This window comes from Capnocytophaga periodontitidis (assembly GCF_016126015.1).
GTDB classification, from domain to species: domain Bacteria; phylum Bacteroidota; class Bacteroidia; order Flavobacteriales; family Flavobacteriaceae; genus Capnocytophaga; species Capnocytophaga periodontitidis.
Map to the genome: position 1 here is coordinate 1 of NZ_JAEFDB010000018.1, position 25,952 is coordinate 25,952.

General features: G+C 39.2%; 25 protein-coding genes and 1 pseudogene. 24 read left to right on the forward strand and 2 right to left on the reverse strand.

Features of this window, described 5'->3' with window-relative positions:
• Nucleotides 1-5,867, reverse strand: a 5,867-nt coding sequence (locus tag I7X29_RS14560; protein ID WP_198475718.1) for a gliding motility-associated C-terminal domain-containing protein, incomplete at its 3' end; no start/stop codon positions are given.
• 427 nt (nucleotides 5,868-6,294) lie between these two features.
• On the opposite strand from I7X29_RS14560, the gene I7X29_RS14565 reads away from it, so the two are divergent.
• From I7X29_RS14565 to I7X29_RS14585, 5 genes are all read left to right on the forward strand, one after another.
• Nucleotides 6,295-6,681, forward strand: a complete 387-nt coding sequence (locus I7X29_RS14565; RefSeq protein WP_198475720.1) for an START-like domain-containing protein — start codon at nucleotides 6,295-6,297, stop codon at nucleotides 6,679-6,681.
• A gap of 38 nt (nucleotides 6,682-6,719) precedes the next feature.
• A complete protein-coding gene (locus tag I7X29_RS14570) occupies nucleotides 6,720-7,559 on the forward strand; it encodes an aminotransferase class IV (RefSeq protein WP_198475722.1) in 840 nt (279 codons plus the stop codon).
• 62 nt (nucleotides 7,560-7,621) lie between these two features.
• The gene (locus I7X29_RS14575; protein ID WP_198475724.1) at nucleotides 7,622-8,380 is read left to right on the forward strand and encodes a hypothetical protein; all 759 of its coding nucleotides are present in this window, start codon (nucleotides 7,622-7,624) and stop codon (nucleotides 8,378-8,380) included.
• Nucleotides 8,352-9,596: a tRNA lysidine(34) synthetase TilS gene (gene tilS / locus I7X29_RS14580; protein WP_088593585.1), complete on the forward strand. Its 1,245-nt coding sequence runs from the start codon at nucleotides 8,352-8,354 to the stop codon at nucleotides 9,594-9,596. Before I7X29_RS14575 ends, tilS begins: the two co-directional genes overlap by 29 nt.
• Nucleotides 9,597-9,660: 64 nt before the next feature.
• Nucleotides 9,661-11,799 (forward strand): heparinase II/III family protein, encoded by a 2,139-nt coding sequence (locus I7X29_RS14585; protein WP_198475726.1) that lies wholly within the window; start codon nucleotides 9,661-9,663, stop codon nucleotides 11,797-11,799.
• Nucleotides 11,800-11,989: 190 nt separating this feature from the next.
• On the opposite strand, the gene I7X29_RS14590 is transcribed toward I7X29_RS14585, so the two are convergent.
• Nucleotides 11,990-12,412, reverse strand: coding sequence for a hypothetical protein (locus I7X29_RS14590; protein WP_198475728.1), 423 nt, complete (start codon nucleotides 12,410-12,412; stop codon nucleotides 11,990-11,992).
• Nucleotides 12,413-12,725: 313 nt separating this feature from the next.
• Here I7X29_RS14590 and I7X29_RS14595 point away from each other — a divergent pair, with 313 nt between their 5' ends.
• The 19 genes and pseudogenes from I7X29_RS14595 to I7X29_RS14685 all read left to right on the forward strand — a co-directional run bounded on the left by I7X29_RS14595 (nucleotide 12,726) and on the right by I7X29_RS14685 (nucleotide 25,885).
• The gene (locus I7X29_RS14595) at nucleotides 12,726-14,138 is read left to right on the forward strand and encodes a TolC family protein (RefSeq protein ID WP_198475730.1); all 1,413 of its coding nucleotides are present in this window, start codon (nucleotides 12,726-12,728) and stop codon (nucleotides 14,136-14,138) included.
• 38 nt (nucleotides 14,139-14,176) lie between these two features.
• A pseudogene (locus I7X29_RS14600) lies at nucleotides 14,177-15,160 on the forward strand (HlyD family secretion protein).
• A gap of 48 nt (nucleotides 15,161-15,208) precedes the next feature.
• The gene (locus I7X29_RS14605) at nucleotides 15,209-15,592 is read left to right on the forward strand and encodes a VOC family protein (RefSeq protein ID WP_198475732.1); all 384 of its coding nucleotides are present in this window, start codon (nucleotides 15,209-15,211) and stop codon (nucleotides 15,590-15,592) included.
• A gap of 39 nt (nucleotides 15,593-15,631) precedes the next feature.
• On the forward strand, nucleotides 15,632-16,093 hold the full coding sequence (locus I7X29_RS14610; RefSeq protein ID WP_198475734.1) for a GNAT family N-acetyltransferase: 462 nt from the start codon (nucleotides 15,632-15,634) through the stop codon (nucleotides 16,091-16,093).
• A 62-nt stretch (nucleotides 16,094-16,155) separates the two neighbouring features.
• Complete coding sequence (locus tag I7X29_RS14615) at nucleotides 16,156-17,568, forward strand: Fic family protein (protein ID WP_198475736.1); 1,413 nt, start codon at nucleotides 16,156-16,158, stop codon at nucleotides 17,566-17,568.
• Nucleotides 17,569-17,578: 10 nt separating this feature from the next.
• Complete coding sequence (locus I7X29_RS14620) at nucleotides 17,579-18,406, forward strand: hypothetical protein (protein WP_198475737.1); 828 nt, start codon at nucleotides 17,579-17,581, stop codon at nucleotides 18,404-18,406.
• Nucleotides 18,407-18,432: 26 nt separating this feature from the next.
• Nucleotides 18,433-18,927 (forward strand): hypothetical protein, encoded by a 495-nt coding sequence (locus I7X29_RS14625; RefSeq protein ID WP_198475738.1) that lies wholly within the window; start codon nucleotides 18,433-18,435, stop codon nucleotides 18,925-18,927.
• Between the two features lie 24 nt (nucleotides 18,928-18,951).
• Nucleotides 18,952-19,302: a DUF1016 N-terminal domain-containing protein gene (locus I7X29_RS14630; RefSeq protein WP_198467206.1), complete on the forward strand. Its 351-nt coding sequence runs from the start codon at nucleotides 18,952-18,954 to the stop codon at nucleotides 19,300-19,302.
• A gap of 136 nt (nucleotides 19,303-19,438) precedes the next feature.
• A complete protein-coding gene (locus I7X29_RS14635; RefSeq protein WP_198467205.1) occupies nucleotides 19,439-20,155 on the forward strand; it encodes an SMI1/KNR4 family protein in 717 nt (238 codons plus the stop codon).
• On the forward strand, nucleotides 20,148-20,822 hold the full coding sequence (locus I7X29_RS14640) for a hypothetical protein (protein ID WP_198475740.1): 675 nt from the start codon (nucleotides 20,148-20,150) through the stop codon (nucleotides 20,820-20,822). Before I7X29_RS14635 ends, I7X29_RS14640 begins: the two co-directional genes overlap by 8 nt.
• A 25-nt stretch (nucleotides 20,823-20,847) precedes the next feature.
• Nucleotides 20,848-21,609 carry a hypothetical protein gene (locus tag I7X29_RS14645; RefSeq protein WP_198467203.1) on the forward strand — a complete coding sequence of 254 codons (762 nt, stop codon included), beginning with the start codon at nucleotides 20,848-20,850 and terminating at the stop codon, nucleotides 21,607-21,609.
• Between the two features lie 14 nt (nucleotides 21,610-21,623).
• Nucleotides 21,624-22,484, forward strand: a complete 861-nt coding sequence (locus tag I7X29_RS14650) for a LamG domain-containing protein (protein ID WP_198475742.1) — start codon at nucleotides 21,624-21,626, stop codon at nucleotides 22,482-22,484.
• Between the two features lie 118 nt (nucleotides 22,485-22,602).
• On the forward strand, nucleotides 22,603-22,956 hold the full coding sequence (locus tag I7X29_RS14655) for an MmcQ/YjbR family DNA-binding protein (RefSeq protein WP_198475744.1): 354 nt from the start codon (nucleotides 22,603-22,605) through the stop codon (nucleotides 22,954-22,956).
• 9 nt (nucleotides 22,957-22,965) lie between these two features.
• Nucleotides 22,966-23,448 (forward strand): hypothetical protein, encoded by a 483-nt coding sequence (locus tag I7X29_RS14660; RefSeq protein WP_198475746.1) that lies wholly within the window; start codon nucleotides 22,966-22,968, stop codon nucleotides 23,446-23,448.
• A 5-nt stretch (nucleotides 23,449-23,453) separates the two neighbouring features.
• Nucleotides 23,454-23,873, forward strand: coding sequence for a VOC family protein (locus tag I7X29_RS14665; RefSeq protein ID WP_198475748.1), 420 nt, complete (start codon nucleotides 23,454-23,456; stop codon nucleotides 23,871-23,873).
• Nucleotides 23,874-23,879: 6 nt separating this feature from the next.
• Nucleotides 23,880-24,329: an NTF2 fold immunity protein gene (locus tag I7X29_RS14670; protein ID WP_198475750.1), complete on the forward strand. Its 450-nt coding sequence runs from the start codon at nucleotides 23,880-23,882 to the stop codon at nucleotides 24,327-24,329.
• Nucleotides 24,330-24,448: 119 nt separating this feature from the next.
• Nucleotides 24,449-24,877 (forward strand): DUF4279 domain-containing protein, encoded by a 429-nt coding sequence (locus I7X29_RS14675; RefSeq protein WP_225883779.1) that lies wholly within the window; start codon nucleotides 24,449-24,451, stop codon nucleotides 24,875-24,877.
• A 118-nt stretch (nucleotides 24,878-24,995) separates the two neighbouring features.
• Nucleotides 24,996-25,406: a hypothetical protein gene (locus tag I7X29_RS14680; RefSeq protein ID WP_198475752.1), complete on the forward strand. Its 411-nt coding sequence runs from the start codon at nucleotides 24,996-24,998 to the stop codon at nucleotides 25,404-25,406.
• Nucleotides 25,403-25,885, forward strand: a complete 483-nt coding sequence (locus I7X29_RS14685) for a hypothetical protein (protein ID WP_198475754.1) — start codon at nucleotides 25,403-25,405, stop codon at nucleotides 25,883-25,885. The genes I7X29_RS14680 and I7X29_RS14685 overlap by 4 nt, the downstream gene beginning before the upstream one ends.
• The last annotated feature ends 67 nt before the right edge of the window (nucleotides 25,886-25,952 follow it).

Here is a 25,952-nt window from a genome sequence, read left to right on the forward strand (position 1 = left end):
ATGTGGGTTGTAGTGGTAGCGGTGCCAATATGGTCGTTATCAATTACTGACTTGGTGCTGGTCCCCGTAGTTAAAGTAAAGGTATCTGGTGATGCGGTAATCGTTGGAGTACCTACTACGATAGTAGCAGTAGCTGTATCACAAGCGGTAACTGCTGCAAGCGTAGTACAAATACGGTAACCTATTTGATAAGTACCCGACTTAGTACCTGCTGGTACAGTAATAGTACCATTGCTATTGAGCGTAGGTGTAGCACTGCCGGTTGCCCCTACTGCAGGGGTAGTAACCGTTAAGCTGACCGTACTTGTAGTAGCAGAGCGCGTGTTTGCCTTGTCGTTAGTGAGTACCGTTTGGGTAGTGGTGGTAGCTATAGCTCCGTGAGTTACTGTAATTGTTTCACTATTAGCCTCTACACTTACAATAGTAATTGTAGTAGTTTTAGTAGTGGTATTGCCAAAATTATCTTTAGCGGTATAGGTAACTGTTACAACAGTAGCCTCGCAAAGGTTGGCAGGTTTCACACTCTCATAGTTATGAGTAAGGGTCGCGATGGTAGCACAAGGTGCACTAACAGTAGCTGTAGCTGCTTGTTGCAACCAATTGCTTATAGCAGTGGTTACATTAGAATCCTTACAACTTACTACTAAGGTAGGTGATACAGTAAGCGCAGGTGCAGGTACCGCTTTCACCAATACCGTTACTGTTTGAGTAGCCTCGCAACCGTTGGTGCGTTTTACTACTAAGTTATAAGTAACGGTTAGCGCACTGCTAAGTGGAGCTCCCGTATAAGCAAAGGTAGGGGTAGGCGTATTGATGTTATTTAAGTAACCCAATGCATTTGCTGGACTTACCGCCTTCCACTCGTAGCCCGCATAAGCAGGTGCTTGTGTACTATATTGGAAGGTTACGCTATCGGTAGCACAAGTAGTAAGGCTATTCACCAATCCGTTAATCTCGGTAGGAGCCGTTACTTTAGTAGCTACATCACCGCAGAGGCATACATTATCTTCATTTTTGAGTACCAAGAGCAAGCGACATACTTTATTTTGGTCTGCTAAATAGTTAAAACTTCTTTCAGGTGAAGTAACTCCTTTGTTCAAAGTTTCGGTAGCGGTATAGGTAGTGAGCTTAGTGTCGCCGCTATCTACCTGACCGTTGTTATTAGCATCGTAATAAAGGCTTGCCACTACAGGACGCGCAGTAAGAGTAGCTGAAGCGGTAGCTGCATTGGTTACCTTATATTTAATAGTAAGTTTTTCTTTACCGCTTTGAGGTACAGTAGTAACTTTAATATCTTTAAATGAGAGTTCAGGGCGATCGTTTTTCACTTGTATTGTTCTTTCGAGCGAAGTTCCTACCGTTAGTGCAGGACAAGTACTTGGAGGTGGTAAAAGACTACAAGTTACGCCTGTAACCGTATCGGTTGTGAATGCTTTTAGGATTTTAGGAGTACCACAATCTATAAGTGTATTAGTTTTTTGTACTATCTTAATACTCAACTCAAAGAACTGTCCGTTTGACATTCCAGCAGGAATATCTAATACCAATTCACTACCACTGGCTAAAGTGCGTTCTTCAGCTTGTTTTCTGACTGGATTAGACCAATGTGCTCCAGGCCCGTAAGGTGTTCTATTAAAGCTATTTAAATAAGAAGGTGCTAACTCATACCCTTCAGGGATGGTAAATCTCAAACGAGCGTTACTACCCATTGCAAAAGTTGGGTCGCTACTGTTTACTGTTACCCTTGTTTTATAAACTACTCCCGAATCGCATTGGGTTCCATTACCACTTACATAGGTAAGAGGATCAAGGGTAATATTATATTTATTAACATTTACGCCAGCGATACCCGCAATGATAGCACGGCTTTTATCGCCAGAAGCAGGGTTGCTACAGAGGTCATTGCCTTCAATATCAATATCAAAAGAAGAACCAGCTGAGAAATCACAATCGGGCATTACCTTAAAGGTAAGTTTGAGCTGACGATTAGCAGCTATTGTTGGCTCTGATAGTGACCCTGGCAAGCTACCTCCTGGCAAGATGGCACTAATATCAAAGGTATGTTTACTACCTGTGATAGTATGTCCTATTTTTTTACCATTTACAGGGGTAGTAGTATTATATTTAACACCACTACCAAGCGGATATTCCACTTCTATATCGTGGAAAGTAATACCAGCTGCTTGTGTAACTACCAATTTAGCGTCATAAATATCCCCTTCATCGGCACTATTGATAATATAACTATAAGGTGTTTTAGCACACATAGAAATACTACCTACTTTGTTAGGATCGTGATAACCAGGGTTAGATGGGTCGGCTGCTATTTCTTTTTTGCTTTTAGCTATCGAAATATTATAGGTGATAGATTTATCGCTACAAGTGCTTTTATAGCCACCAATAGGGTTTCCGTTACAATTCCAACCCGCGTATACTTTTAGCGCGTAGTTAGCATTGCAGTTGGTAATCTTGTAATTTACCTTAAAATAACGAGTGGCATTTTTAGCAATCGTACCAGGTGCACCTCCTTGGTTTAAGAAGAACATCTTTTCGCCCGAAATGCTAGTTTGGGCAGTATAGGTGCGCACGTGAGCCCCTACGTTATCTATTTCGGTAAGCGAAAGTATCTCTACCCCTGTAACATCAGGAATAGACACCCAGCTATAAGGCGCATCAGATTGGGTAGAGTTTGCCAAGCTAAAACGCAGATCTTGTTCGCGCTTGTTCACTTTTACCGTTAGTGGGGTAAGAGTGGTAAGGGTTACATCAGGTTTATAGCGGTGGAATACAGCTGTTTGTCCTTCAGGCATTGCATAGGTTCTGACATCAGAGCCTCCTTGTGCTGCGTAATGATAGTAGAAATCTTCGTATTGTATTTCCGATTTCACCAGCATATTATTAGCTTTTGATTTTGTAAAGTTATCCCACACTTTAGTTTTGCAGGTAGCTTGTAAGGCTGTTTTGATGTAGCTATCGTAGAAGTTTTCTACTGATATTTCACCCGCAGGTAAGTGCCCTGACTGTCCTTTAGCAGGGTTTATATAGGTATAGGTTTTATAGGTACCGTCATCTGACACCAAAGTAAGGACAAAAGGAATAGGTGATGATTCTGTACCATACTTTTGTCGGTATACATAGGTTGGATTAGCTACGTAATTCATTGAACTCGGTATCTTAAAGGTCAGTTTTTTTATCAAACGTGATGGACGGAACTCATCGAGGAAATAGTTACCTCCTGAATCAAAACGACGTCCTGCAAACACTTGGTTACTTGCTCCTATAGCTGCTGGGGTACAACCATCTACATAATAGGTGTTAGTATTGAGGTGGCTCCACAAGTTGGCGTAAAAGAAAGTAGCATATAGGTTTACCCCACAGTGTTTTTGGGCTATATGATAGCCTTGTACGTTAAGGGCGGTATCGGTAGCTGGATTATCTAAGCGATAGAAGAAGTTTTCACCACCTGATTCTATGTCGTGAGAACTGGCTCTATCGGTATCGCTATTATTAGTAACCTGATAGGTAGCTACTACCGTAAAAGTACCGTTAGCAGGGATGCCTCCTGTAGGTAGTGCCGAAGTGAGATCCCAGCGGAAATTATCTCTATCGCCTACCGTTGTTTTAACGGCAGTAGTACCCGCTAAAGTAACCGAATGGGTACCCATTGTAAAAACAATTGATTTAGGTTTTAACCCTGGTCGTTTTGAAAAAGAAGCGTGATAATAAAGGTTGTTAGTCGGTACGTTTAGCTCTTTACCGGTAGAAATCACTTCTATATCGTCTAAATACAGTGCACGCTGGCGTTGTAGTTCTGACACTTTTTCGCGGGTTTGGCGTACTGCCATTGTATAATTTTTCCAACCGTAAGAGTTATCAGCACGTTCTATCTTAGTGCTAAGCATCGTAGGGCCATCTACCGTACAAGAAGTAGTACAAACGGTATTAATCACCGTACTATTACATACATAAGGTATTTCAGAATAGGTATTGGTAGCTCCATTTTTATCTAAATACGAAACACTATAATCTATACTAGCATTGGTACCCGAACAGTTAGTTAGTAGTATATCAAAAGTGATATAACCATAAGCTGTAGTAGTTGTAGTATAAGTGAGTTCTCCTCCTGCTGGCACATTACCTAAAGAGGTGGGTGCTTCGGTAGCTGTACCGTATTTAAATCCTTTGTGAAACTTCACATTTTTAAGTTCTATTCCAGAAGGTAGTTTTATTTTGTATTTATACAAACGAGGATTTTGAAGAGAAGCACCTCCTTTAAGGCGTTGGTTATGGGTGTAGCCCGAAACATTGAAGTTGGCTATAAGATAACCTTGTTTAGATACATTTTCTACCAATTGCTTAGGAAAATAGGAGCCGTCAGACACTCCATTTACAAAACGTTCAAAAGTCTGTTCGTGCAGATAGGCACCCCCATTATCTCCAGGAACGCCACAAACATTTTCACAGTACATTTCAGAACTTGGGTTGATAAGGAATTCTTTAAAACCTGAAGATAAACAAGTAATACCGTTATTCTTTACATAGTCAAAACGAAGAGTAAAGCCTGCACTCTTTTTTAATTCATCGCGATAGCCATCGCCATCTTCATCAGTAAAACCTATATTTTTGCTGCCATAAGTAGTGTGAGTAGCCAATAGTTCAGGCATATTGTCAAAACTGATAATTATTGCTTGATTAGCAACCGGTTGACTAATAGCTGTCGCAGGAATGGGAATCTCTTTTTCCACTCCTCCATCAGTATATACTAAGCGGAAGTTAGTAGGTTTATGCGAACGAAAAACACCTATATGTCGTTCAAAAAGTTTAATTCTAATCTTAGAAGCGGTAGGGTTCAAACCTGTACCTATGTTATGATATCTAACCGTATAAGTACCTAATTTATTGCCTGAAAGCCCATCGCCCCAAGTAAAATAGGTATTGTTAGAATTATTTCTATCTAAATCAATTAACGGCTTACCTGAATCGATATTGAGGGTTTTACTGGCTACTGGACTACTCTCAAAGAGGTTATTAGAGGCTACACCCCAATAGGCGTAGTACATTATTTGTCGCCCACTGGTACAACCTGTAACGGTATAGTTTTCGCGTATCTTCACACTTTGCCCTTTAGCCAAATGTACCGCAGGTGCTTTGTACAAGGGTTTGCCTGCATTAGGGAAACCAGTAGGTACCGTACCTACCTGAGTGAGTGCAGTATAAGTACCACTTCCTATTTTATAGGCTACCGAATTGCCTGTTACTCCTGAGGGATAAGCAATAGAAAAGTACACATCACGCACTATTCCATTCCCTGTATTTTGAATTTCATATTCTTTGTTGTGTGTTCCCGCCGCATTCCCTTGTGTTCCTTCAGGTTGTTGTACTGTAAGGGTAGGACGTGGTAAATTGTAACCTTGTGTATTTTTAGCGGGCGGATTAGTAGAGACACCACCAATGGTAAGCACAGCTTCATCAAACAAACCTGTAGCAAGTTCAGAATTAGTAAGCACAGCTTTAGTAGCCTTACGCTTTAAGCTTACTACTACAGTAGCTCCACCAGCAGCATTGATAGTAAATACTGGTTTATTGGCATTAGTAGAGCCCGCTTTGAGAGCTATAGTGCCCCCCGTAGCCGCCACAGAACCAGAGATATACTCAATACCAGCTGCAAGTCTTACCTCCAACTCACCTGTAGTTTTACCTGCAGGCATATTGAAAGTAATAGTGAGTGTACCTACCGAAAAATCAGCATTATTAGCAAAATGTACAGGGCTCTGAGGAATAATCCCACTGATAACCTGCCCTGTTACTACTATTGGAAGAATTAAAAGGGTAAACATTACCCACTTAAAAAAGATTTTTGACATCATTTGTCGATCCATTGGTTTTATTAATTTCTATTTAATAGAGATATTGATATGTTATTGAAAATATTGTTGTTGGGTATAAAACATAATAAGCGGGCGCAAAAGTATAACTTTTTTGATAGAACACAAATCTTTTTGTGAATTTTTTTTCCAAATTAAATTTTTATATTCATTTTTAAATATTTAACATTTTTGCAATCTACTTTTAAAGTCTAAAAACTCCTGTTTTTTTAAAGTTTTTCGCTTCTGTTATTCGTCGTAATTCTTTTAAATATTAGTGACTGAGAATAAAAATATTACATTCATAACAAGTGTTAAAAGAGAGTAAAAACTTTTAGTGTTATAATTAGACTTCTAACAACTAACTCTTTCTAAATTTTGCTATTTCAAAAAAATGTTGTACTTTGCGCCCAATAAACTGCTATCATCTATGCAAACAAAAGAAAAATATCAATTGGAAGTGACTGTAAATGCCTCTCCTCAACTGATTTACCAGTATATTGCTACTCCCGCCGGACTCGCATCGTGGTATGCCGATGATGTGCGTGCTAACGAGGATACCTATACTTTTGTGTGGAGTGGCATTGAAGAAACTGCCCAACTACTACGCCAAAAATTAGATGACCACATCCGCTTTCATTGGAAAGAAGATGAAGAGGCTGCTACTTATTTTGAAATTAGAATTAGAGTGAACGACCTCACTCAAGAAGTATCCCTTGCTATCACCGATTTTGCCCCCAGCAATGAAATTGAAGAAGCTAAACAATTATGGTTAATGCAAATAGCTGACCTCAAAGCTAAAATAGGTGCAAATTAGGTGTTAGATTTCAGGTGTTAGGCATTAAAAAAGCAACAATGAAAATTAATTATAACGGCAATATTATCAGTGAGATTGACCCTTTTCTCACCATTCACAACCGCGCCTTCCGCTATGGTGATGGCGTGTACGACATTTGTAAATACAGCTACCAAAAACTCATCTTTTGGGAAGAACACTACCTACGCCTAATGGCAGGTATGCGCATTTTACGTATGAATATCCCAATGAGCTTTGCTATGGAATTCCTCGAAGAAGAAATACTCAACCTCATCAAAGCCAATGGTATAGAAACCAAACCTGCAAAAGTGCGATTGAGCATCTTCCGCAAAGAGGGAACTTCTAATGAAATTGACTATCTCATCGAAACCAAAGTTATTGAAAACCCTTTCTACGTACTAAATGAAGAACCCTACGAGGTAGAACTCTTCAAAGATTTCTTCGTACAACCCGACTTGCTTGCTAATGTAAATCACCTCAACCGCAACGCAAATGTATTGGGGCGCATTTTTGCCGACGAAAATGACTATCATAATTGTATCTTGCTCAATAGCAACAAGAGTATTGCAGGAATGCTCGACGGCAATTTGTTTGTAGTAAATGGCAATACCCTCAAAACCCCTGCTCTCACCGATGGCGCTCTCAATGGTATCATCCGCAAGATGCTCATCAAAACCCTTGGTAAAACCAAAGATTACGAGGTGGTAGAGACTTCTATTTCGCCTTTTGAACTCCAAAAAGCCGATGAGCTTTTCTTTACCAATAGCATTGTGGGGATACAGCCTATTCGCCAATATAGAAAAAAAGCGTATCCTTGTGAGGTAGCAAAAAGTTTGATAGGAAAATTGAATACCAGTGCGAGGTTTGGGGTTAGTTAAGAGATAAGAGGTAAGAGATAAGAGGTAAGAGATAAGTTAATGAATTTAATTGTGAGTTGTATATGAAAAACATCGTCTTAATACTCTGTAGCATTCTAACACTCAGTGTATCAGCTCAAAAATCTATTACTGTTACAGGAGAATTTAAAGAAGATTTTATTACAAAAGAACCTTCTAAGCAATTGCGAAAAACACTTTTTGTATTGGAAAAAGGAGACATATACTTTCCTGAGGGAATGCTATTTGACCGAATGTATTTCTTAAAACTTTCTGATAAAGATGCTAAAAAATTAGGCGCAAAAGTTATTTTGATTTATCCTTTTTTTGATAGAGAAATCACCTTTATATACAACACTCCCATCACTTTAGATTTGCTTCCTATCCCTAATCTGCCTGATTGCTACTACAGCAAAAAGGCTTCTTGTGATCAAAAGTCTTCTACTTATCCTCAAAACTTACCTCTTTCAACAATGAATAAAATCAAACAAGTAGAAGTTTTTTCAGTAGAGAATTTTGAAAGAAACGACTATGATTTTCGCGATCTTCCTGAGTGGATTGAAGCTTTAGACAATGACAAGAAAGTACCTATCACCCGCACTCGAAGACTTTATCTCACCGATGACACTGAAAGAACTGAAGAAGAGCTTGATATGATTGCACTTTCAGATTTAGCTAAAATGAAAATGAAAAGTGTAAAGTATTTTTTTGGAGATATAGTACCCTTAGCAGAAAACCCCACTAAAAAGGATTGGCAACAGTGGTGGAAGAAACTAATGTTGATAAAACTACCCTATGAACACCCTAAATCAGCTAAAAAATAAAAAAATACTCCTCGCTATTAGTGGCGGTATTGACAGCGTGGTACTCACGCATTTGCTACATTCTCACAGTACTGAATTATTATTAGCCCACTGCAATTTCCAACTGCGTGGGGAGGAAAGCGACGGCGATGAGGCTTTTGTGCACGACTTTGCTAAAACGCTCGGCATCCCGCTGGAAGTAAAGCGTTTTGACACTCATCAGTACGCCATAGCACACCAACTCAACACCCAATTGGCTGCCCGTGAGTTGCGTTATGAATGGTTTTATGAGCTTTTGGAAACACATCATTGTGATGCCCTTGCTACGGCACATCACGCAAACGATAACCTCGAAACTTTTTTGATAAACCTCTCTCGTGGCAGTGGCTTGGACGGACTGTTGGGCATCCCGCAGCAAACCGATAAAATTGTGCGTCCGCTACTGCAATGGTCACGCCAACAGATATACGATTATGCTGAAGCACATCGACTACAATGGCGTGAGGACAGCAGTAATGCGAGCAATAAATATGTACGCAATGTCATTCGGCACGAGATTATCCCACAAATGGCGGCGGTACACCCTAATTATTTAGAGAATTTCAACCAAACGCAGGAATATTTACATCAATCGGCGCGATTTATTGACTTTTATATAGAAGAATGGAGAAAATCTTGTTTAGAAGGTTCTCAACCTATATTTGTAAATACCAAAAAACTACAAACAGCCCCCGAAATTGATTTGGTGCTTCACAAACTCTTCTATCCTTATGGTTTTGGCAATGTAAAAGACCTAAAAAATCTCCTCTTCAATGCCGAAGCGGGCAAACAACTCCTTTCGGCTACTCACTCTCTCGTAAAAGATAGTAAAGGTGCTTGGCTAAAAGAACTCACTGCTGAAAGTCTTCCCCCTACACTTACTTATGAGGAACTCACTCCCCCATTCCACATCACCAAAGGTGACCCCAATATTGCTTTTATCGATGCCGATAAACTCACCGCTCCCCTCACCCTCCGACAAAAACAAGCGGGTGACTTTTTCTATCCCATAGGTTTGGGAGTAAAGAAGAAACTCAGCAAGTTTTTTATCGATGAAAAATACAGTCAGGTAGCACGTGAAAACCAATGGTTATTGTGCAGTGGAGAAGACATTGTATGGGTTATAGGCAAGCGTTTGGATGAGCGCTTTAAAATTACTGAAAACACTCAAAGAATTCTGAAAGTAGTTGTTAGATAGAAAACTTTGCTAATTTTCAAATTATGTTGTAATTTCGTAGCTTTAGAAAGAAATAATAATCATTATGAAAAAAGTAGTTTTTTTAGCGTTGTGTATGTTCACTATGGTATCTTGCCGAAAAGATAGTGAACCCACTGTCCCTGAACATATTATCGGGCAAATTCGCCCAGAACACCCGCGTCTATTCCTTACCAAAGAGGACATACCCGCAATCAAGAATCGAGCACAAACCTCTAACTTAGCGTATTTTAATCAGACTAAAAAGGATATGGATAAGTTCATAACAGAACCTTTTCACTTTGACAATCCTTTGGTAACAACTCCTTTTGACAACAGTGTGATAGTGAGTAAAATATCACAAGTAGCGATGCTCTACCTCATTACGGAAGACACAAAGTACTTGGATTACGTAAAGAAAACTTTACCTAAAATTGTAGATTATTATCATTTGCGCATTGAGCACAATTTGAATATCGACTGGTACGTGTTTTCACAAATCAGTGTGCTGTGTGCTTATGATTGGGTGTATAACAGCTTGACCCCTGCCGAACGCGAACAAATAGGTCGCCCACTTTACAATATAATGACCAACATTGCTTGGCACGGCAAAGAGCTGCGACCCGTGCGCAATCGCGAGAATACAGGAGATATTGATACGGGATTTTACGGCACAGCAGGGCTACCCTACTACATAGGTATTGCTTTCCTCAACGATGGTTTTGACGATGTACACTGTGAACAGATGTTTCAAAAAGGCTTGGCTTTGAATTGGGAAGTGGTGAATTACCGCCGCAAAATCGCCGATGCCAACGGTGGCCCTGGCGTGATTACGGCTTGTATGGGCTATGCTGTAGCTGCTAATCCTGTGTTTGATTTCAATTTCATCCGTTCTTATCACGCCGCTACAGGAGTAGATATAAAAGGCGAAATGAACTACGTGCTGAAGTATTTGGATTTTATCGACTGGAATCGCTTGCCTAAAAACAAAGAATTTGGACTTGCCGACAGTGCTCATTACGACGGATTGTTACCTGAAGAGGATATCAATTACCACCTCCGCGAAATAGCAACACTCTATGGTAATTCCCCTGATTTGCAACGTCTTTTGGCTGAAATAAACAAAAAACATCACTATGAACGTATGGCTTTTATGCCTTTTTTACAAGAAGTACCCAAAGGTAGCCCCAGTAGCGGACTTTCGGGCAAAGGCACCGTGTATTACAAGGGAATAGGTGAATTGATAATGCGCTCGGGAACAGGTGATAACGATACTTATGCCGTTTTAGTAACAGGTGCGCAGTCTAATTACCACAAACATTTTGACAACAATCACTTTACCATTTACCGCAATGGCTATCGCGCTTTAGATACAGGTACCCGCCCAGAACCCAGTTGGCATCTCTCGCATTACTATCCGCGTACAGTAGCCCATAACTGCATCACTATCAGGATGCCTAACGAACAATTTCCACTCTATTGGGGCATTAAGGAAGGTGCTGCCAACGAAGCTAAAAATTTGCCCATTCCCAACGACGGCGGTCAATATAAAATGACTGGTTCAGTACTGAAAGAAATGCGCACTACCAATGACTACGTGTATGTAGCATCGGATGCTACTGAAAGTTATAACTCTCAAAAAACCAACTTAGTAATGCGCGAATTTATCTACTTCTACCCCGATCTTTTTGTAATTTTTGATAGAGTGAACGCTACCAATAAAAACTATCCTAAAAAATTCTTGTTGCACACTATCAATGAACCAGTGATGAAAGGAAGTAACGAATTTTCGGAAACCTCACGCGAGGGCAAGATGATTTGCCGCACCCTCTACCCCACCGATGCCGTGCTTACTAAGGTAGGCGGCACTGGCAAAGACTTCTGGTCCGATGGGCGCAACTGGCCACTACCCGTGCTCACCCCTCAAGATTACGGTTACAATATGCGCGCGGCACGTATCCCTCCTGACCATCCTGAGCTGGGGCACTGGCGTGTGGAAGTAAGCCCAAAAACCGCCGCCAACGACGATTACTTTATGCACCTGCTCCAAGTGGGCGACCTCAGCCTCTCAAGCTTGCCAAACGCCCAAGTGCTGAACCACCCCAACACCATAGAACTACAATTCACCTATAACGGCAAACACTATACTTTAACTTTCGACAAAACAAAAACTTACGGCTGTAGCCTAACAACAACTAAAAAATAAAAAACTCAACCACCTTGGGAAAAGGAAATGAGTTTTATTTATAGGGCTCTACTTTACCATATTTGTAATAGCAAGGTATAAAATTCTTTTCCCTTATTATAGACAATATTTCTGGACTGATTTCGTTGCTCTTAGGGCTACCACTGCTGAGATCTTGTAGTATAATTTTAGCACTGCTATTATATTCTTTTTATTGTAAGCTTTTTGCAATGGCTTCCATAGTAGCTTTGTTGAGTTGGTTGTTCATTATGTTGTTTTCTCTGATATCAGGTTGCTCAAGCCTACTTTCATTAAGAATTAATTGAGTGAGAGAGTTATTACTGAGGTCTAATTTCTTTAAGGCACTCAAATGTGAGACATCTACCGCTTTTATCTTGTTATTGTTTACATTCAAATTGAAAAGACCCCCATAAATGGTAATCACACGGCTATCTATCACGAAACTAAGTTCTTTCTCGTTACTCTCAACATCTTCTCCTTCGTCTTGCTGCCCATTGTTGTTAAGATCGACCCAGAATATACCATCATTGCTTGTAAATTTTTCCCCTTTAGAGAGTTCGGTGTAAAAACTGACATAATTTTCTAGTTCGGTATCAATATTGGGGTTGGTCACCCAGCCTAAGTCGATTGTTTTGATATAGGGGTAGAGCTTGCCGTTAAAAGCATAGTTTTTAGTTTACCCCCGTTCCCCCGTAGCCAGCGAATACTTGGAGTTGGGTATGTGAGGGACAATCTGCAAAAGCAACTATGGGAGACTATTATAGGGGTTAGAAGTCAGTGGTCAGGGTTGTGACACATTTTTTGGTTGCAACCACTAACGACTAAGCTTCTTTTTTAATCTATCTTAAAAACATTCTACTTTATTTATTCTTCTACCTCAGAAAAACGCTGTAATTTTGCCCCGTAGAAATAAAATATTTTCTTTTATGAAAAAATACACTTTACTATGCCTCTTCGCAATAGGGCTAACAGCTTCATTACGAGCGCAATCACTCTCATTTGATGAAGCCCTTAGCCAGATGCGTTCAGGCAACCAAAAACTTAAAGGCATCGAAAAACAAACCGAAGCCGCCGATTATAACCGCAAGTCATTCCGTGGGCTCTATCTGCCCCAAGTGAGCATCAATGCGAGCTATATGCACCTCGCCGACCCGCTCTATCTCAGCTTCAACGACTATAAAGCACCCATACAAAACGGTTTACAAGGCTTTGCCTCCCAAATACCTGCGCCTATGCGTCCGCTATTTGCCCCGCTACTCGGCAGGGTGCAACCGCTCTTTGCCCAAGATTGGCGCTATAAGTTCCAAGAGCAGGACATCTGGAAAGTGAGTGCCGATGCTAAGTGGGTGCTTTTTGCTGGCGGAAAGGTACGTGTAGGCAACCGTGTGAGTGCGCTCAACACCGAAATAGCTACTGTAGAAACCAAAAAAACCGAAAATGCCCTCATCAGTGAGTTGGCTGAGCGTTATTTTCAAGTACAGTTAGCTCAAAAAGCGTTGGAAGTGAGAAAACAGTCGTTTGAAACAGCGCAACATCACTATGAAAATGCCCAAAAGCTTGAAAAGAACGGAATGATAGCTTCCGTAGAAGTTTTGCAAGCCAAAAAAGCCGTTACCGATGCCCAGCGTGAGGTGATGGCTGCTGAAAAGGATATACAATTAGCGCAAACGGCTCTCTATGGCGTAATGGGCACTACCGAGCAACCACTCACTGCCCTCACCACCGAACTTTTTGAGGTGGCACCTCTTCAATCGCTCGAGTACTACCAACAGCAAGCCAAAGAGCACTACCCTATGATTGTGCAAGCCAAGCTCAAAGCCCAAATGGCTACCCAAAGCGTAAAAGCGCAACAATCCGCTTATTTGCCCGATGTAGCCGTAGTAGGCAAAAAGTATTTGTGGAGCGAAAACCTCCCCTTAACCGAACCCGATAACTGGGTAGTGGGTATAGGGTTACAGTGGAATCTCTTCAACGGTTTGCAGGACAAGAACAAAATAGCACAAGCCAAAGCAATGCGCGAGAGTGTAGAGCTCATCACTGCACAAGCCGAAAAAGACGTACAAACCTTAGTGAAAAAACAGTACACTGAGATTGAAAAGCAACGTGAACAATACCTCAGCTTAGAAGAGAGTTTGCGTTTTGCCGAAGAGCTCGTACGTGCCCGCGACAAGGCTTTCGCCGAAGGTCTCTCCACCTCCACCGATGTAGCCGATGCCAACCTTTATTTGGCGTCTATCAAAATCAAACGCTACCAAGCCCTTTTTGAAATGGATAAAACCCTCGCTCAGCTATTAGAAACCTGTGGAATGAGCGATAAATTCAGCGAACAAGTAAGGTAGCGCGACACAAATACTCTTATCTCTTAACTAAATAAACAATGAAAAAGAAAAACATCACCGGTCTTATTGTAACAATCACTGTATTTGCAGTAGTTCTTATTCTTTCTATCTACTTTTTTAGTAACCGCGAACCTGTATATTTGCAAGGACAAGTAGAAGCCAAACAAATCAACGTTGCCCCCAAAGTACCTGGTAGGGTGAAAGCTATCTACAAGCAGGAAGGCGACCAAGTGCACAAAGGCGACCTCCTTTTGGAACTCGAAAGCACCGAACTCGATGCCAAACTCTCTCAAGCCGAAGCGGCACGTTTGGCAGCACAAGCTCAATCCGATAAAGCACAACGCGGTGCTCGTAGCGAACAGATTCAAGGGGCTTACAATGTATGGCAACAAGCCGAAGCGGCTGCCCAGCTCGCTGAGAAAACCTATCAGCGTGTGAGCAACCTTTATAACGATAAGGTATTGCCTGCTCAAAAGAAAGACGAGGCTTATACCCAAATGGTTGCCTTACAAAAACAAGCCGAAGCAGCCAAATCACAATACGAAATGGCGAAAAACGGAGCTCGTGTAGAGGATAAAACCGCTGCCCAAGCGCTTGTAGCTCAAGCGTAAGGGGTCATCACTGAGGTAAATGCCTATAAAGATGGTGCTAAAGTGTTCGCTCCTTCCGATGCCGAGATACAAACCATTATCCCCAACGAAGGCGAAATCGTGAATGCGGGTTATCCTGTGATGAACCTCATCGATACCCAAGACGAGTGGGTGGTGTTCAACATACGCGAAGATAAAATGGCAGACTTCAAGATAGGCACTAAATTCAAAGGTATCGTACCCGCTTTGGGCAATCAAGTGATAGAATTGGAAGTAAAACACATAGCCGTACAAGCCGATTTCGCCACTTGGACAGCTACCAAAAGCAAAGGTGATTTCGACAAGAAAACTTTTGCTATCAAAGCCTACCCCACTCAAAAAATAAAGGATTTAAGACCGGGTATGTCGGTATTAGTTGAAGATAAAAATTAACTGATTACCTCATCAGAAAATTGAGCCATCAATAAGTAAGTTGTTATTATGAAAATAGACCACATCGCTTTATATGTAAAAGATTTGGAAGTTTCTAAAGCCTTTTATGAGACTTTCTTCGGGGCAAAATCAAACGAGTTGTACCATAATCCTAAAACAGGATTACGCACCTACTTTCTAAGTTTTGATAATGGCGCTCGTTTGGAAATAATGTGGAGACCCAACCTCAGTGAACCTTTGGACAAGGTGACGAGTGAAGGGATCATACACTTTGCCTTCAGTGTAGGAAGCAAGGAGGCTGTTGAAGCACTTACTCAGAAAATCATAGATGAAGGCTATACCTGCTTTAGTGCCCCACGCACCACAGGTGATGGGTATTACGAGAGTGTGATACTTGACCCTGATAGCAATATGGTAGAGATAACCATCTGATTAAATAATATTAAAAAGCAAATAAGTTTGTTTGATAAAATGAGAATAACTGAAGGGTTATCAACTAAAGATAAGCAAGCTATTATACGCTGGACAAATAGCAAAGGAACTGATTTCTTGCAACAATGGGCAGGAGATGCTTTGCCCTATCCTCTTACCATAGAAGCACTCAATGCTTTATCTCATTGTTTTCGTATTGAGGCAGAGGGTAGTTTTATAGGGATGATTCAGCAAATAAGAGTAGAAGAGAGGAACGTACATATTGGTAGATTTCTTATCAATCCTTCCCTTACAGGAAAAGGATTAGGCACCTCAGCAATGCAGTTATTTATTGCAATGCTTTTTGAAGATAAAAGTATTCATACTATTAGCCTAAATGTATTTGATGACAACCTCATAGCTAAAGGTCTTTATACAAAACTCGGTTTTGAAGTAGTGGCTACTATTGAAGGAGAAAGGAAGAAATACAAAATGATGAAAAGTAATTCGGTAATTAACTAATTAGCTTATTGCTAAATTAGCTAATTATCACTATCTTTGCCCTATAAAAACCTCATTTTACAATGATTGAATCCAAAAACATAGAATACAAGCGACAAGTTACCCCTGAATTAGAAAAGGAAGTCGTTGCTTTTCTCAATACAAATGAAGGTGGTTTTATCTATATCGGCATTGATAAAACAGGAAAAAACATTGGTGTCCCTAACTCCGATGCTGTACAATTAGAACTCAAAGACCGCTTTAAAAATAATATTCTCCCCTCGTGTATGGGGTTATTTGATATTCTTTTGGAAAAACGTAATGATAAGAATGTAATTAAAATCATTGTAGCAGGAGGATATGAAAAACCTTATTACATCAAGAAATATGGGCTTTCAGAAAAAGGGGCTTTCATCCGTATAGGCAGTGCTTCAGAACCTATGCCCTCCCGACAAATAGAAGAGTTGTTTACCAAGCGTACGCGTTATTCAATAGGTAAGATAAGGTCTCCAAAGAAAGATTTACGCTTCCAGCAGTTGCAAATCTATTACCAATCGATGGGTAAAACCCTTAACGAGCAATTTGCAAGAAATTTAGAACTTTTGAATGAAGATGGCGATTACAACTATGTAGCTTACTTAATGAACGATATCAATAATATATCGGTGAGAGTAGCACGCTATGCAGGTACTAACCAAGTTGATTTGGTACAGAATGAAGAGTACGGACACGAATCTCTTATCAAAGCAACTCAGCAGGTATTAGACAAACTCAATCTTGAGAACCGCACTTTCACCAAGATAACCTACAAACAGCGTATAGAACGTCGCCTTTGGAATCCTGTTGCCCTTCGTGAGGCTGTGATTAATGCCTTTGTTCACAACGATTATACCTATGAAGTAGCCCCTAAGTTCGAGATTTTTAAAGACCGATTGGTTATTACCTCTTGTGGCGGACTCCCTTATGGTATTTCGCAAGAAGAATTCTTCTCAGGCACTTCTATACCCCGCAACAAAGAGTTGATGCGCATCTTCCGCGATGTAGAGTTAGTAGAACATTTAGGTTCTGGTATTCCACGTATTTTGCAGAGTTATCCTAAAGAATCTTTTAGGTTTATGGAAAACACCTTGCGAGTGATTTTCCCTATAGATAAAGATTTACAAGTACTTATGGAAAAAGAAGCGCAAGATACCCCCCAAGTACCCCCCAAGTACCCCCCAAGTACCATGCAAGTACCATGCAAGTACCATGCAAGTACCATGCAAGTTACCATGCAAGTCAAAGATTTATTAAATATATTGGAAGAAGTATCTTATAGAGAAGAAATTCAAGAAAAATTAGGCTTGAAAAATAGAGATTATTTCAGAAAAAACTATCTCAACCCTGCCATAGAACAAGGTTTTGTAGCGCTTACCATTCCTGATAAACCCACAAGTAGCAAGCAACAATACTACCTTACTGATAAAGGTAAGGAATTTTTAAAAACATTAAAATAACCCTTAAAAAATGAAGATAAAACGAGATGAATCGCATTGTTATGCTGCTGTCATTACCGAAGATGGTCAGTGGCAAAAAGGAGAAGAATACTTCTTAGAAGACTATACTGAAACCCTCATTTACAATGAGCAAGGTAAGCTTGTAGAAGCTTGTTATGGCGAGGAATACCACTTCCTCTTTACCTACGACTCTCACGGCAACTGCTTGAGTTCTCACCTATACGACCCTGAAGATGAAGAGCTAACCGACTGTTGGGAGGAAAAACAATACCGCTATAACGACCTACAACAAAAGGTAGAATGTATTACTTATGAAAATGGCAAATGGAAAGAAACTGTTACTTTCGAATACGATGCACACGGTAATAACATAAGTCAGCTCACTCGCACTGCTGACTACCAATACTTGTTCCAACTCGAATATGATGCCAAAGGCAGATGTATAGATAATCATTATACAAATATAACTACGGGAGAAAAGATTTTTCATCACTCTACTGAATTTCATAGTGATACCGAAAAAGTCGATACCAGTCTTTCAGCCAATGGCAAGCCTTTTATGTTTACCATAACTCGTTTTGATGAAAAAGGCAATGTAATTTATGTTGCCCATCAGGATATAGGCGACCCCAAACCTTATTCAATAACTGAAACCACTTTTGATGAGCATAACAACGAAATTTTCGAGCGAATTAGCAACAAAGAAGGCGAAGTCTATACTCGCAAATACACCTATCGCTATGATAATCACGGCAATTGGATAGAGAAACGCATCGAATACTCCAAACGTTATACCAACCTGATTGTAGAACGAACCATTGAATACGCTAATGAATAAGAAACACCCATTTGCTAATTATCTCTATGACCTACGACGAATTTTACAACTGTATAGAACTGCTTCCTAAAGAAGTAACCAACAGAGATTTAGAAGCCTATCTATTGGCTTTATATAGGATTGTAACTCCACACGAAAACACACCCTTCTCCCCTACTCTTTGCCTTGAACTGCTTAAGGAGGCATTCAGTGCAAAGACTGCTACTTATGAGGAGCAGTGGACAAGCATTCGCTCAATGCCCGAAGAGACTGAACATCTTTCCGCCTTTGCTTATACCCAAGCAGTTATTCTCTTTCAGATAGCTGAACTCCACCGTATGAAAGACAAAGAACTTCATAACGAAATGCGTTCCTTTGGCATCACCTCCGAAACGGGCTATGATTGGTACAATTTCAATCCTTTAGACCTCTTGGAGTGTGGCGCACGAGGTTTATGTGATTATATAGGTGAAGATGAAACCATCCCTAACGACTGGCATTTCTTAGGACATCTGTTAGATTTAGGAAGGTATTATGAATAATGAGCCAATTAACAAACTAATACTATGAAAAAAGAAGAGGCTAACAAAGACGAACAATTTTATACAGAAATCCTTCAGATTATTGAAACGGCACGTACTAATGCAATACGAAGTGTTGATTTCAGCAGGGTGCAAATGTATTGGCTCTTAGGCAAGCGTATATTTGAAGAAGAGCAACAGGGCAAAGACCGCGCCGACTATGGAGCTTACCTTATCCGTAACTTAGCCGAAGAGCTAACACCTTTATATGGCAGTGGTTTTTCGGTAAGACAGTTAGAGCAAAGTCGCCGATTTTATCGGATGTATCCAATTGCGAACGCAGTGCGTTCGCAATTGAACTGGACACAGTACAGACTGCTCATTCAAAAAAAGTAGATTTTCAAATTGTCGCACCACTGGCGCGACAATTGAGTTAATCCTAAGCTCCCCTCACGAGCTCTTCTGTACCATCAATTACAGAAAATAGTAACAGAGCATAAAGTTTATTTGTAGCATAAAAAAAACATCCAATATGAACCTATTACAACAAATAGAACAAACCTATAACTTTCAGTACCCCAAGCTATATCACCAGCTTTATGAGGATGGTATGCTCAATTGGGGACAATTTGGTGCTCGTTGGCTCGAACTTGAGTACCCTAAAATCAAAGATAATCCACCATTACTTTTAGAAGGGCGTATGGATTTTGAAATTTTAGAACTCTCTGAAATATCAGAAGAAATAGAATTCTTACATGGTGCCGAAAGTTTTTATAAAATTAAACCTGAGTTCCTTTTCATTCCTTTTGGAAAGAATGGAGCAGGCGACTATTATTGTTTATTTTACAATAAAGAAAATCCTCTCCCTGAACCTTGGGTGGTAGTATTTGCTCACGATTGGATTAATGTAGATGTCTTAGCTGATAACTTTCAGAATTTTATTTTCTATGGCTTATTGGAGTGCGTATTATATATAGATGAACTCCTTGCTGATGACGATTCTTTTTATACCGAAATAGCCAATATGTTCCGTACGCATCGTCCTTATTTAAGTGAGGAGCAAGCAAAAATAGTAGAAGATATTTATAAAAGAAAAACTTTTGCCTCTACCTACACCTATACATTTAATGATAGGGAATACACCGAAAAATATATAGGATTACTTTCGCGAGAAGAGTTTGATACTTTGTGTAACAAGTTTATTCCCATTCCGAAAGAAGAAAAACAATTTGAATATAGCAATGACTAAAACGAAATCTAATATAATAGAAGAAAGCAACATTTTTGAACAAATCCGTACGCTCTTTGGTTTAGAGGAAGATTGTGGTTTTACCGATGAAGAGATGCAACCTTTCTTCAAGGTGATAGAGAAAATGCCTACACTGCTATACAACTATTACACTACTTTGGGAAAGCATCAAGCTCTGAACCAAACACAAGATAACTTGGTAACTCCAAAGGATAACCTTACTCTTTTCAGCGACCCAAACTATTTTGTTTTTTATACAGAAAATCAAAATTGCTGTTTGTGGGCTATCGCAAAGGAAGATTTAGATACTGCTAATCCTAAGGTGTATATGAGTACCGACTTTACTCACCAACATTGGCAAGTGGAATGTGATACATTAGCTGAATTTTTGTTGGCTATAGCTCACTTGCAAGCTGTATTTGCGCTTCCTTATGCTTATGAAGGCTTTAAATATATCACTCCTGAGGAATTGATAGCTATAAAAGAACGTTTTCCCAAAAAACCTTTTGCCCTCCATCATTGGTTAGACGGAGCCGACTTTTATGGGGATACCACAGATAGTATTGCTATATTAGACAAGGGCAGTCAATTAATATATGCTTCTTCTTCTAAAAACTCTTTTGAGGCAATAGATAGCTTCTTAAAAGATATAGGGGAAGATATGTGAGAAATTAACATCAAACTTCAGCAATATGAACCCATTACAACAAATAGAACAAACTTATGGCTTTCAGTACCCCAAACTATATCACCAGCTTTGGGAAGGTGGAATGCTGGATATGGGCGCAAAATATCCATATCATTCTTATTGTCCTATGGAATACAAAAATGGTGATAGATTGCCTAATAAGGAGTGGTTAGAACAGGAATATCCTAAACTGAAAGAGAACCCACCTTTGTTTCTGTATGTAGATTGGTTTCAGGTACTCACCCCCTCACAACTCGCAAAAGAGTTTGAGTTTTTAAATAAGCATTTAACACAATATCCTCAGAACCAAAAGGTCTTCTTCGCTCCCTTTGCAAGGGCTGTAGTAGATGATTATATGGTTTATTGTTTTTGTTATAACAAAGAAAAACCAACACAAGAACCAAGTGTAGTATTTATTAGAGAAGATGGAGAGGTAGATATCCTTTCAGGCAATTTGCAGAACTTTATTTTTTACCAATTAATAAAACGGTCAGTAGCACATTTTCACGACATCAGTTTTATCTGTTATGGTGATTTTTATGAAAATCTACGTCAGACACTTCGCACCCATCGCTCTTATTTAACAGAAGAACAAGCGGAGATGTTAGAGAAAATTTACAAAAGAGAAATTAGAGAATATACTAAAAAACTTACATCTGGAGGCTGTTATACATTTCTTACCTTGCTACACGAAGGAGAGGAAGAAACATTACTAAATAAGTATAACCCACTGCCTAAAGAAACCATTTTATTGAAAACCCTTTAGTTTTTGAGTAATATATGACAAACTTCCATACCTTAAATACTTTTAACAACCCTTTTCGCTATTATAGGGTGGTAGATATTGTCCCTTTTCAGGAGAAAATAGCTGTATTGCAATTTGCCTCAGCTGATGTTTCTAAAAAGATGGTGAAAAACGGAGTGTATGTGGATCGTTATATTCTTGTAGATATCTTTTCAGAAGATTTTACATCACAAAAACGACTTTCTTTCTTTTTTGAGGAAGAAGAAACTTGCTATAGTAGTGATGTATACTATTATTGGGAAGACGAACAACTTTTTATGTTCATTGAATACTATAAACTCGGCAACATTTTTGTAACCAATAAAGTATTTGAAATTACTGAAAATGAAGTGATAGAACAATCTTTCTGCGTTATCCCTCAAAAGCGAATTCTCAATGATGCTAAAGTCTATTCTTTTGGAGATAAAGAAGTTTTTATGCAATCTCCCTTTATGATGAGCTGCCGAGATAAACAAAACCAAAAAACACTTTGGAAATACAAACTCTCTGCTTATCTTTACACTGAAATAGAGGAACATAATGGTATCTTGTATTTTGGTACGGCAGGCAAAGGAGGTTATTTTTATGGAATTTCACTGAATAACGGACAGACGGTATTTAGTTATAATACGGGACAAACAGTACGCTTTGTACGGAGTGGAGAACGTATCATCATAAGTGATAAAAAACAAAAACCTATACTTATAAATGCCTTAACTGGAGAGTTCATTCATTCATTAGACATTGGCAAAAACACTATTGATTATGAGCAACAAATGCTTTGGTATAAAAATCGTTTTTATGGCATTGTTCGCAATAAGAAAAAAGACTTATCAGTAGTGTGTATTGATATATAAAAGTAAATCAACAACAAAAAAATACTGATATTAAAAATTTGGCACACGTGTGTGCTGAATTGATAATGAGGAATGAGCCCCCTCTTACCTCTTATCTCTTATCTCTTACCTAAACAAAATGAACTTAGAAGAACTTAGAGAATATTGCCTTTCCTTGCCCCACGTTACTGAGGATATGCCTTTTGGCGAGGATATTTTAGTATTTCGGATTTGTAATCGTATTTTTGTGCTTACAAGTTTAGAATCAGTACCTTTGCGGGTGAGTCTCAAATGCGACCCCGAGCGCGCGATAGAACTCCGCGAGCGATACCCCGACAAGATTATAGCGGGCTACCACCTCAACAAAAAACATTGGAATACTGTGCTTTTAGAAGGCTTACCCCCTACCCTTATCAAGGAGATGATACAGCACTCTTACGACCAAGTACTTGCCAAAGTCCCCAAGAAGGAAAGAGAAGTGTTAATTAGTTAACTCAAGATTATGTTCTCAAAGCTCAAAGATTTCTTTTGTAAAACCTATCCGGTTTTTAGGTATGATTTCTTTATCCCTGTAGCTCTCTATAAGCGTATAGAGGCAGCGGAAGGAGAAGTCAGCCCGAAAAGTATTAGGCTTTTCTTTAGCAAAGCACCTTATTCCCTTAGTAAAGGACAGCTACAGATAACCCAAGAAGCTGACAAACTCTTTTTTGTACAAATAGCATTCTATGAAGAAGACAAAAGAGAGACTTTTAAGAAAGAAATGGAGTGTTATAAAGAAGTATTTCCGTTTTGGACAGTCTTTCCTCATAGTTTCTATGGGACTCCTCGCTGGAATCAGGGATACCAAGAGCATTATAGAGATACTTTTTTAAAATATTGGTACTCCTTATCCCCCGAAGCACAACAGGAATATATGGATAAATACCATTGCCCTGAAGAATGGCGGATTTGGCACAAAGAAAGAGAGAGAACTTTTAACCCATAAATAAAATGAGACAGAAATTTACACTTATCACTTTAGGTGTCCGCGACTTTAAGAAAGCACTTGCCTTTTATGAGAACTTAAGCTGGCAGAAGTCGGACAAAAGTATGGAGGAGTATGCTCTTTTCCCTTTGGGAGGAATTGTATTAGGATTATATCCTTTACAAGAACTCTCCGAAGATACTACGCTACCTTATCAGTCAAGTGTATTTGCGGGAATAACGATTAGTTATAATGCCAAATCAGAATCGGAAGTAGATGCTGTTTTATCCAAGGTCAGTGAGTTAGGAGCTACTATTGTCAAGCCAGCTCAAAAAGTATTTTGGGGTGGATATAGCGGCTATTTCAAGGACTTGGACGGCTACCTCTTTGAAGTTGCTTATAATCCTTTTTGGGAGTTTGACGAAAATGACAATTTAAAATTATAATCCAAAATGACAGAAACAGAACAAACCCTACGCCAGCGCTTCACTGCTTTCTTGCAAGCGATGTACGACTGGGAAACAGAAGCCAACAGAGTGGATGAAGAAGAAGTTGAGAAAAAGAAAACGCTCTCTTGGGAAGACTTTTGTAAGCAACAAACCCAGCTGCGCACCCCTATTTATAAGGAATATGTAACCAATCGCGAACGCAAATACGGTGGCGCTGAGTACACTAGTCACGCCTTTCCTCCTAACTACGACCCTTCTAAAGAAACCATCACCGAAGTGCAAATCTCAGGTAAAAAAGCCTCTATATTTACCGATAGGGTCTATGCAGGAATGAATTACAAGCGCGAGTACAAGTACAAACTTATAGAAGGTCGCTGGCTCTTAGATACTATCAAAGAACAGTATTTACCAGAAAACAGAGACCCTGAAAAATGGAAAAGTGTGATTATATAGGTATTTATTTTATTATCAGGAGCTTACAAAAAGCCACCAAGTTGGTGGCTTTTTAGAGATACCGATAGGCATTGCCTCCTACCAGATCAAAGAAATCATCGATAACACTATCGCTGAATTTGAAAAAAACAAACTTAAAAACTTTTACGAATAGAATGACACGAAGTAAATTAACTTTTATTGTTTATGGCGATATGTTTGATATAGATGAGTTTTCCAAAATCATAAATATATCCCCTACCGAATTTGCTTACAAAGGTGATAAACTAAAATTTAGGATAAGTACAGAAACATTTTGGCAACATTCATTTAAAGATATTATATCTCTTTATGTAGAAGATAGTTTAAAGCCTCTTGAAAAAATTATAACCCCAAGAATTGAGGAAATATCTTCATTTATGCAGAAAAACAATTTAAAATCTATAATGCGTTTCAAAGTTGAAACAAATAAAGAGCCAGCACCAGCAATAGTTTTTGAAAACAATATTATCAATTTGCTAAGCAAACTAAACAGTTCTATTGATTTAGATTTGTACATCTATGATTGATATAAGTCACCAATTACAGAAAAATGAAAGAAAGTATAAAACTGCTACAAACTTAAAACCTTATAAACATAGAACAATTAACAAAATGTTTAAAATTTAAAAATATAATTTTGCTCTTGTGAATTACAATATACTTGCCCCTCTATTAATAGCTATTTTGGCTTGGGCGTTTATACTCATTTGGTTTTCCAAGAAAACCAGACAAGAAAGGAAGAAAAGGCAACAACTTTTAGCCCAGATAAAAGAACAACTCCCTATTCCCACATTCAAAGAGTTGTTACAAGCTTTAGAAACCTTGAACTATAACCCTGCTCAGTGCTATTTTAAAACAAATACTTTTGAGCAAGGAAATGTAGCTGTGGATAACGCTTGTCTTCTGCAACGAGAAAACCAATGGGTGGTATGCCTTGCCGATACTCGTTGCTTCTGTGATGAACAGTCTTTTGATAGCGAACAAGAAGCCTGCGAAAACTTTGTATATAAATATTTTCTCCTTAGTAAAGAAGAAATTAATTGGTTAAAGCAATGAACACATCTAATTATACCACCAAGTTTGGCACTCTTGCTTTCTCTCAAAAAGTGGGAGACGAGTATTTTTGGGAGGCTTCATTCCAGTGGAAAAGTGATTTCTATAAAGAAACTTTACAGCTGCCTTTTTCTGTGTTTAGCAAAAGTAAAACCATCGCACCTGATACTATTGCTTTTATTGAACAAATCCTTGACAGCGCAGATAAGTTGGTTGCCAAAGCTCTTTCTTATTTTCAAGAACAACTGCTGATAGACTCAGAAGACTTTCATCTTTCGGAAGAAGAAAAACGATTGCTAAGCGTTCCCTTGCAGGAAGTTCCTTTTGAACGCCCGCAGTTCATATTCTATGACAACAAAGAATGGATATTGCATTTTGCCGGAGGTGGTTTCAGCTTTTGCGAACCTTATGGCGTTTCTTTTCATTTTAAAGACAAAGAACCTATCCTAATAGAAAACTTAGAAGACGCTGAAGAAATATAATCAACTTACAATTAAAAACTTACAAAGAGGCTGTCTGAAAAGTCTAAAAATCGCTTTTGCATCATAA